General features: G+C 43.9%; 7 protein-coding genes. 2 read left to right on the top strand and 5 right to left on the bottom strand.

Features of this window, described 5'->3' with window-relative positions:
- Positions 1 to 72 precede the first annotated feature (72 nt).
- The 3 genes from AB5164_RS09215 to AB5164_RS09205 all read right to left on the bottom strand — a co-directional run bounded on the left by AB5164_RS09215 (position 73) and on the right by AB5164_RS09205 (position 2,863).
- Entirely contained in the window at positions 73 to 417 is a 345-nt protein-coding gene (locus AB5164_RS09215) for a DUF2304 domain-containing protein (protein ID WP_368148012.1), read from the bottom strand.
- Positions 414 to 1,100, bottom strand: a complete 687-nt coding sequence (locus tag AB5164_RS09210) for a glycosyltransferase family 2 protein (protein WP_368135752.1) — start codon at positions 1,098 to 1,100, stop codon at positions 414 to 416. Before AB5164_RS09210 ends, AB5164_RS09215 begins: the two co-directional genes overlap by 4 nt.
- 818 nt (positions 1,101 to 1,918) lie before the next feature.
- Positions 1,919 to 2,863, bottom strand: coding sequence for a glycosyltransferase family 2 protein (locus AB5164_RS09205; RefSeq protein ID WP_368143030.1), 945 nt, complete (start codon positions 2,861 to 2,863; stop codon positions 1,919 to 1,921).
- A gap of 36 nt (positions 2,864 to 2,899) precedes the next feature.
- On the opposite strand from AB5164_RS09205, the gene AB5164_RS09200 reads away from it, so the two are divergent.
- Positions 2,900 to 3,997 carry a glycosyltransferase gene (locus AB5164_RS09200; protein ID WP_368143031.1) on the top strand — a complete coding sequence of 366 codons (1,098 nt, stop codon included), beginning with the start codon at positions 2,900 to 2,902 and terminating at the stop codon, positions 3,995 to 3,997.
- A 33-nt stretch (positions 3,998 to 4,030) separates the two neighbouring features.
- Positions 4,031 to 5,047, top strand: a complete 1,017-nt coding sequence (locus AB5164_RS09195) for a glycosyltransferase family 2 protein (protein WP_368143033.1) — start codon at positions 4,031 to 4,033, stop codon at positions 5,045 to 5,047.
- Between the two features lie 146 nt (positions 5,048 to 5,193).
- On the opposite strand, the gene AB5164_RS09190 is transcribed toward AB5164_RS09195, so the two are convergent.
- Both AB5164_RS09190 and AB5164_RS09185 read right to left on the bottom strand, forming a co-directional pair.
- On the bottom strand, positions 5,194 to 6,744 hold the full coding sequence (locus AB5164_RS09190; RefSeq protein WP_082437869.1) for an oligosaccharide flippase family protein: 1,551 nt from the start codon (positions 6,742 to 6,744) through the stop codon (positions 5,194 to 5,196).
- Between the two features lie 15 nt (positions 6,745 to 6,759).
- Positions 6,760 to 8,282, bottom strand: a 1,523-nt coding sequence (locus tag AB5164_RS09185; protein WP_368148011.1) for a hypothetical protein, incomplete at its 5' end; no start/stop codon positions are given.

Raw genomic sequence — 8,282 nt, 5'->3', positions numbered from 1 at the left:
CAACTGTTGAAAGTAATATAAGTAGGGACATTCACATCGAGATGATTTATACGCTAAAGCGAAACGCATAGCCTACTTTTCCTTCTCCCTACTTAACGCAACAGCCTGAACAAGCGAGTTTAAACGCTCTTCCTGTCGAGAGAGGCGAAGAGAATTGCAGAAATCACGGACCACAAGAACGGCAATAACGTAAAGGAACACGAAGTTAGAAGCCGACATGAAACCAAATAGACTTGAAAGCCACATTGCAACTTGTGGAAAAACGCCCAAAATTACAAAACTGACGCTGAATAGCAGCCAAAACAGAGAATCCAAAACTTGCATTTGGGATTTATTTAATTTGCGCAATACGAACACGAATACCAAAACAGCGCAAACAAGAAGCAAAATACGAAGAGAAACCGGCAAATGGATCACCTAAACCACTGAACGACAAGGAGCGTAACGAAAACACGAACCATATACTGCATAGACCTAACAGGGTTAAGATAGCTCTCGCCACCTTGACGCTCGCGCATCTTAACCTGTACCTCTGAAATGGAATACCCTTGCTTCAAAAAGAGAGCGAGAGATTCTGGTTCCGGATTTAAGGTATTGTCGTAATAGTATTTCTTAAGAATATCCCGCCCAAATAGCCTAAATCCAGACGTTGGGTCACTGATCCTCTTGCCTGTCAGAATCTTTATTAGCACCGTAATCATACGCGAGCCGATCATGCGAAGCGTCTTGTCTTTGCGTACGCTTACAAACCTAGAGCCAATGACAATATCTGATCCATCAGATTGAGCCCTATCAACAAGGACCTTTATATATTCCGGACAATGCTGGCCGTCAGCATCAAACTGAACCATATAGTCATATCCATGATCAACCGCATAACGCGCAGCCGTCTGAAACCCAACGGTCAAACCACAGTTAATGGGCATATCAATGATGTCACAACCAAGATCTTTGCAGATAGCTAGCGTTCGATCTCGAGACCCATCATTGATAACAACAAAATCAAACTCAGGTGCAATTTGCCTGAGCTCGCATATCGTCTTTTCTATGCATTCCTCCTCATTATAAGCAGGAATAGCGATAAGAGTTTTGGGTGTCATATACACATAAACCGATCTCTAGTTTTTCTCATTATTATAGCGAGAGATATACAAATGGTTAAATAGACACAACGAATGGTGCACCCTTGATTATCAACCTTGATTATCGACTTTATCCGAACACCTCCCACATTCATCCGTACATGTACGGATGAATGTGGGAACCCGATACCCTGAGGGCCGGATCGGCCGGCCCCGGGAGATCGGAGGACGGCATGTCCGGAAAGAAGAAAAAGGGTTCCGAGAAGGCGACCCCGAGTGTCTACGGCAGGCTCACCAGTCACGAAAGGGACACGGTCCAGAAGATGCTGGAGCTGGACGCCCGCGCGCCTCCAGGGCGATGCTCGGCGGCGATGCGGAGGCGCTGCTAGACGCCTACGACCTGGAGGACGTGCCCATCGGAAGACTCGACCTGACGCCGAGCCTCATCGAGAGGGCGCGCGCAGAGAGGCGCGACGCCCCGCTGGCCTAGCCTAAAGGCAAAACGGAATAGGCGGACCGACCGTCCGGCTGAGTCTGGAAAGAGGTGCCAAACTGAGGGCGGAGAATGGCCACCGGACCTATCGAACACATATCCACCGTTCCTTCAACTGGGGAAACGGCACCCCCGGGGTCCATGGGGGCCGCGGGGGCGTTCGGTTAGCCGCAGGTACGGACTATCTGCGCAGTGTGTTCGACTGAGATCGGAAATCAACCACGAATGGTGCACACGGCATCGAGAACCCCGCAACAAACCTCGCCCTAGATTTCAAAGCTAGCAATCTTCCGAGTGTCGAACGGCATGCTTACGCCATGTCTCTCTAAGCGTAGGTGCACAACTACGAGGTTTTCTCAAAAGATTTAATTGTAACCACACGCGCCATATTAATGACATTCATTAAATACGACTTAGAGCAAAATGGGATTTGAAGCAATTGCGAAATACCTTTTGCTCGATTACCAGAATGAATACTTCTCAACCCATTATTAAATAATGCATTTGCCTTTAGATAGTTCTCAGCTCGGCGCCGATCGAACCGCTCGGCGACGATTGTATCAATCTTATCGACATCCAGTGATCGACCCTCTTTGAAAGCTGAACGTAAACACTGAGAAACAACGAACTGTTTATACAAATTGCTACGCGAAATGCTATTAACAGTCATTCTGTATCGAATGAGCGGCTCTGGAACATTTCCAATAGTGAACCCTTCCAGCTCGGCACGCAACAGCAAGTCATAGTCTTCGGCTAGCGGAACAGGCCGATACCCCATTTCAAATACAGACCTTCTTCCAAACCAACTCGGATGAGGTACGCAATTTCTAATCATAAGAGAACGCCTAACGCCTTCACCCGAACTTGGAATTGAATCAACGAGATATAATTGACTACCGTCTTCGTCAATGGCGTTCAAATAAGAACCCACTAGGTCAAGCTCACGTTCTTCAAGATACGACAACTGCCGTTCAATGCGCTGCGCCTCAGAAATGTCATCTGAATCCATTCGGCAGATATACTGACCGCGTGAGACCTTGAACGCCTTTTCCAAAGATGCAGCAAGACCAAGATTGCGTTCATTTCTCACGAGGCAAATCCTGCTGTCATGAGAGCTATAGTTTTGAGCAATGTCGTAAAGTGTGTTGTCATCTGGATTATCAAAAACAACAACCACCTCGATTCGATGGTAGGTCTGCTTTAAAATAGACACTAGTGCCTCAGTAAAATCTTTGGCGCTCTCCCTATAACAAGGCATGAGCACTGAAACCAACTGTGAATCTGTCAACTAAAACCTCCAACACCGCTGCGGGAGCAAACGCTAATGAAAACTACCGATAGTTTAATAGTCCTTCATGTGGCATATATTACAAGTGATTTCGCTTCTGGCGTGTCTACAGTGGTGCCTCAATACCTAAATGAGCAGTCAGAAATAAAGGACATGAATATAGCTCTATTAAATCTTACAAACTACAGACCTAAAGATGCGAAATATCCCGTCTTCTATCAGTCATGCATAGAAAAACTTCCTGAACCGTTTTGCAATCCGTCACTCGTAATATTTCATGAGATATATAGGCCGGATCACATTAAACTAAGCCATTGGCTCAGAAGACATGCAATCCCATACATCATCACACCGCATGGGTCTCTAACATATGTGGCGCAAGCACAGCATCATTTAGCTAAACAATTGCTTAATGTTTTCTTCTATAACGCCTTTATTCGCAATGCTGATTGTATCCATTTTCTATCGGAAAAAGAAGCGATGAGTTCAAACGGCTTTAAACATAGGAAAGCAAGCATTATTCCAAATGGTGTTAGCATCCCAAAAGCCAAAGCCTCAAGCTTAGACAGCCGCATCGCGCTTTTTATTGGCCGCCTAGATATAGAGGTCAAAGGTCTTGATCTACTGATCAAAAGTCTGCCGCTAATTGCTGATGAGCTAAGAGGACTCGGAGCTAAAATCTACATCTACGGTCCAGATGAAGATGGGTCTATGGCCAAACTGGAACTACTTAGTGCCGACAATCAAGTATCCGATATTGTTTTATTAAATGGTCCAGTTAATGGTCAATCTAAAGCGGACGCTTTCCTCCAATCGCAGTTTTATATCCAACTTTCACGCACTGAAGGTTTCCCGACGTCTGTTTTGGAAGCACTAGCATATGGCCTCCCAATTATTGTTACCGAGGGAACCACATGGAAAGAAACAGCGAACAATAAAGGAATTGGAATCGGTGTAGAATCTGATCTCGAAGCCATTTCTAACGCAATTCTCACCCTGTTCAATGACGATGAACTTCGTTGTAAACTTGCAAATGCAGCTAGAAAGTATGCAATTGAACACTTTCAATGGAAGGCCATTGCCAAGCGTCAATTTATTTTATACAGGGACATTGTAAACGGGCTTTCTAACTAACCATCTTGTTCTTCCAATACGGAAAGGGACTAAATGCTGTTTTCAATTATTATCCCTGCATATAATGCGGCATCCAGCTTGCCGGAAACGTTATCATCCATCTACCAACAAACATATGACGGATATGAAATAATTCTCATCAATGATGGATCGGCAGACGCTACTGAAAGTGTCTGCAAAATGTTTTGTGAATCTCACAACAATACGCATTACGTTAGACAAAATAATATGGGCGTATATGAGGCCAGGCGAAAAGGCGCGGAGATAAGCGCCGGAGATTACCTGGTCTTTGTTGATGCGGATGATTCTTTGCGCTTCGATACCCTATCTATTCTTGCTCGCGAAATCGATAAGTACAATCCAGACATAATCTGTTTCAGCTATACAAGAAACCCAGACTATTCAAACGATCCGTTTATCAATCCCGCCCTTCCGTCTGGCATCTATGAAGGTGACGATCTCGCCGAAGTCAGAAAATGTTTGGCACGAGGGAAACTCAATTCAATTTGGGGAAAGGCAATCAAAAGAAACTGTCTGATTGACGATTTAAGCAATACCGATACAAAGAGAATCGATTTTGCAGAAGATTTTCTGCAAATGATACCCATAGTCGATTCAGCCAGATCGGTTTTACAAATAAGTGATGCGCTGTATTATTACAATTGTCAAAACGGACAAAGTGCAACACACAGCTATAAGGAAAAACAGCTTTCAGATTTAACCTTCGTCACCTCAAGCCTAGTGAAAATCGCTGCTCGTTGGGGAGAAGAAACAGAAAGGCTGGCATGGAAAACAAGAACGGAACAGTATCTTTATCTCCTATCGATCAACGAGCTCAGTGACAATAATGAGACCAAAAAACGTAACTTTGTTTCAATTTCAGAGGCCTTATTTAATCCCTCAATTAAAGCTGATGTCCCTTGCAGCACCTACAGACCTGACAGCTATTTACTGTTCCTTGCGGCAAAGAATAAGCACTATTTGTTATCTCGAATAGTAATACGCTGTTGTGAACAGCTAAAACTATTGATACTGAAAGTCTTGAGCTAATCGCCCTGTTGTCATCGCTCATTTTTCCTGGCACCGAGTAGTAAAACCAACCGACTTAGCCTTCGATAATCAAATGTCAGGCAAGCCGGTTGGTCATAAAAGTAATGAAAGTACATTAGGCTATTCTGCTTAATAAGCGTCGCAGATTATCGCTTGATAAATGCAGATATGCTCGTCTTTTCGGATTCGTTTAGCCCAAACATCAAAACCAAGAAGAAATAGATAAAGAAATAAATTATTGCTGACACCAAAACCACCACAAGGCCAGATAAAAGGCTTTTAATTAGGTTATAGAGCAGCAGCAAAGCCCCCGTACCGACAATAACCAAGACGGAAAGTTTGGCAATTTCAAGCCAAAATTTCTTTATGTTCAACCCAAGCTTTTCAGAATAATACCAATTCATACAGAAACCGTTACCTATAACCATAGCGATGGCTGTTGAAACTGCTGCGCCCACTATGCCCATAAGCTTGAGCAGTATAATCGTCACGACCACGTTGACAAGCGCAATCGCAAGATACATATACCCCCTATACAGGTAAACATTCGCAACCTGCATTATGGTAAGTCCCAGGTTCTGAATTAAGTCAATGGTAAATGGAACCATTACGATCAAGGCGATATAGAAAGCGTCTATATAGTCCTTACCAGCCCAAATAATGATGAAATCTTTTCCCAGAACAATAAATAAACTAAGAACAAATCCGCAGACGATAAAGGAAATGCGACCGACTTTAATGAAGAGATCCGAAATTTCAGACATATCCTTATTCTGGCAATACAGTTCTGAAACTCGAGGAAGAAAAACTGAAGAGGCTGCCGTACCGATTGTCATATAAATCGTGTAGATTTGAGATCCAACAGAATATACCGCAACGGCGGCAGCACCAAAATAATAGCCGACAATTAATTGATCGGTTTTCCAGAAAATCTGGTCAGCAATCGTCACCAATACAATCGCGCCGCTAAAAAATAGCAATCCTTTAGCCAGTTTCATGTCCCAGCCATGATATCTGAAACTAATATGCAGATTATATTTAGCAAACAAACGCTGACTCACCGCGCACAACACATTTGTAACAAGCACAACTAAACATACGGCTAATGCATTCTTAAAAATTGTCGTAAGTCCATACACAATGAAAGGCTGAGCTATTAGGGCGGCCAATTGCGAGCCCTTCAAAAAAACGAACCTTTCATTAGCAGTTATCGCCGCAACGCTAATAGTGTTGTTCATGATAACAATTGTGTTGATCCCTAATACAACAAGCATTGCGGAACACTCATCAAGCTGTGAGTTTGTAAAACTGGCTGAATATACAAACCGAACAACCACGGCGAGAACGCAACTTATTAGCATCACGAACACAGATAGGACCCAGTACAGACGCCTAGCTATTGCGAGAGTATTCTCCATTAAGTCATTTTTGCCCTCTGCCATATACTTGCAATAAAAACGCCCAACACCGGCAGACAAAATCCCATTAATGGAAACTATATAAGACATGATAGAACCTATCAATTGATAGAGTCCATATTCGTCTTGTCCAATGTTTTGCAACAACATCGGAACATATACAAAACCGACTAAAGCCTGAGCCAGTATATAACCATATGTAATTATTATGCCAGTAAGTCTTCTGCTTGCGCTACTTATCAGAATCACCGTTTCACAATTAGTTGCTTCAAATACCATTCAGAAATTAAAGCACTATTTAATCAGAACAACCGATTGCCGAACCTCTCCTTTGTTCGCATTGTTAAAGCAGAGTCCGATTAAATTCCCAGGCAGAATTTGATGCCACATTTTATTGTCATGCGGATTATCTCCCCAGAAGAACCCAATATGACAGTCGATTGATCCGTCAGTCTTAAAGAAGATAATATCTCCCTTTTGAGCATAACCACTATTTAGCATATCTTGGACAGTACGGAACTCATACATTTTGCATCCCAAATCTCGAGCATAGCCATACCATCTCCAAGCGTTAATATAGCCGCCACCGCCTGGCCCCCCAGCCCAAGGAGAGTGATTATTATTCTGCGCAATACGATTGACATCGCCACCAACCGCAGCATAAGCATGAGCCACGAAGCCAGTGCAATTCATGCCAGTATAGCCATCCCATCTCGGGGCACCTTTTGGGTAAAGGCAACTATCATAAGAGAAGCCACCGGAATATCTCGTTCCTAAATAATAGCCATCAAATTGATGCGACGTAAGCCAAGTGACGAGTCCAATACGACTAACCCCCAAAACCGTTGAGCTACCAAATGGGCTGTAGTAAATCTGAGTCGACTTCGACTGGAGAGTGCCATCTGGAAGCAAGACATCGCAGTAAAGATCGTAATAACCATCTTGCAATCCAAGTGCAGAGGGATTGAAGTAAGCGTCATTCACACTGGAAAATTCTTTTAGAACACCCCATTTACTCCAGTCGGACTTGGCCCAAACAAATTTAAACTGAAATTGCCCAGATTTTTCAGCTGCAAGCGTTCCCAAATCAGCTCGAACTCCCCAAGAATTATTGCCATCAGTCGAAATTGCAGTAATCCTCGAGAAATCCCAACAGCTAATGATTGTTCTTTTTGTTTGGACAACTCCATCTGACCCCGAAACGTCACAGATCAATTCATAGTCTCCGGCGTCTTTTGGAGCCCATTGCAAGTGTGAACTTGTGCCCTGCTGAGCAACGCCCCAGTCAGCCCAATTATTCTTATTCCAGACGAACTTATACTGTAAGTAATTAGTATCACCCGAGCATCTGGCATCGATCTCAGTGCTTTCATTAGGCCTGACAAGCGTTGCAGAAGAACTCAAGGACTCGTAATTCCACTTCTCGGAGCCAATCGAGCATTCAGTCTTCGAGGTCATCGTCTGATCGTTGGCCTCATCAATAACATCAACAAAAACGGTGACAGCGCCAGATTTATCGACTCTCCAGTCAATTGAGGATTTACCTCTGCCGGAGTCAATCACACCCCATTCAGCCCAGTTGTTCCGCATCCAAACATATTTGTATGAAATCTGATTATTCTTTCGGATGGTAATCCGAGGTGTAATTGAAAGCGTATCCCCTACGCACAAATTGGATGAATCAGATTTCAAATCTATTGAAGTGAAGTTAGATAGATTTCTCTCCACCCTGACGGGGAACCTCCAGGTCCTCACGTTGCCGGCCGAATCGACGGCGTCGACCAAGATGTTGACGTCGCCGGCGACCTCCGGCACCC

Source organism: Collinsella aerofaciens, from assembly GCF_040915425.1.
GTDB lineage: Bacteria > Actinomycetota > Coriobacteriia > Coriobacteriales > Coriobacteriaceae > Collinsella > Collinsella aerofaciens_BW.
Note: the sequence above shows the minus strand (reverse complement) of the source record. Positions and strands in the feature narration are given on the sequence as shown.

Coding starts and splice junctions, on each gene's coding strand:
- AB5164_RS09210 (WP_368135752.1), bottom strand. CDS start 1,100: ATGACACCCAAAACTCTTATCGCTATTCCTGCTTATAATGAGGAGGAA.
- AB5164_RS09200 (WP_368143031.1), top strand. CDS start 2,900: ATGAAAACTACCGATAGTTTAATAGTCCTTCATGTGGCATATATTACA.
- AB5164_RS09195 (WP_368143033.1), top strand. CDS start 4,031: ATGCTGTTTTCAATTATTATCCCTGCATATAATGCGGCATCCAGCTTG.
- AB5164_RS09190 (WP_082437869.1), bottom strand. CDS start 6,744: ATGGTATTTGAAGCAACTAATTGTGAAACGGTGATTCTGATAAGTAGC.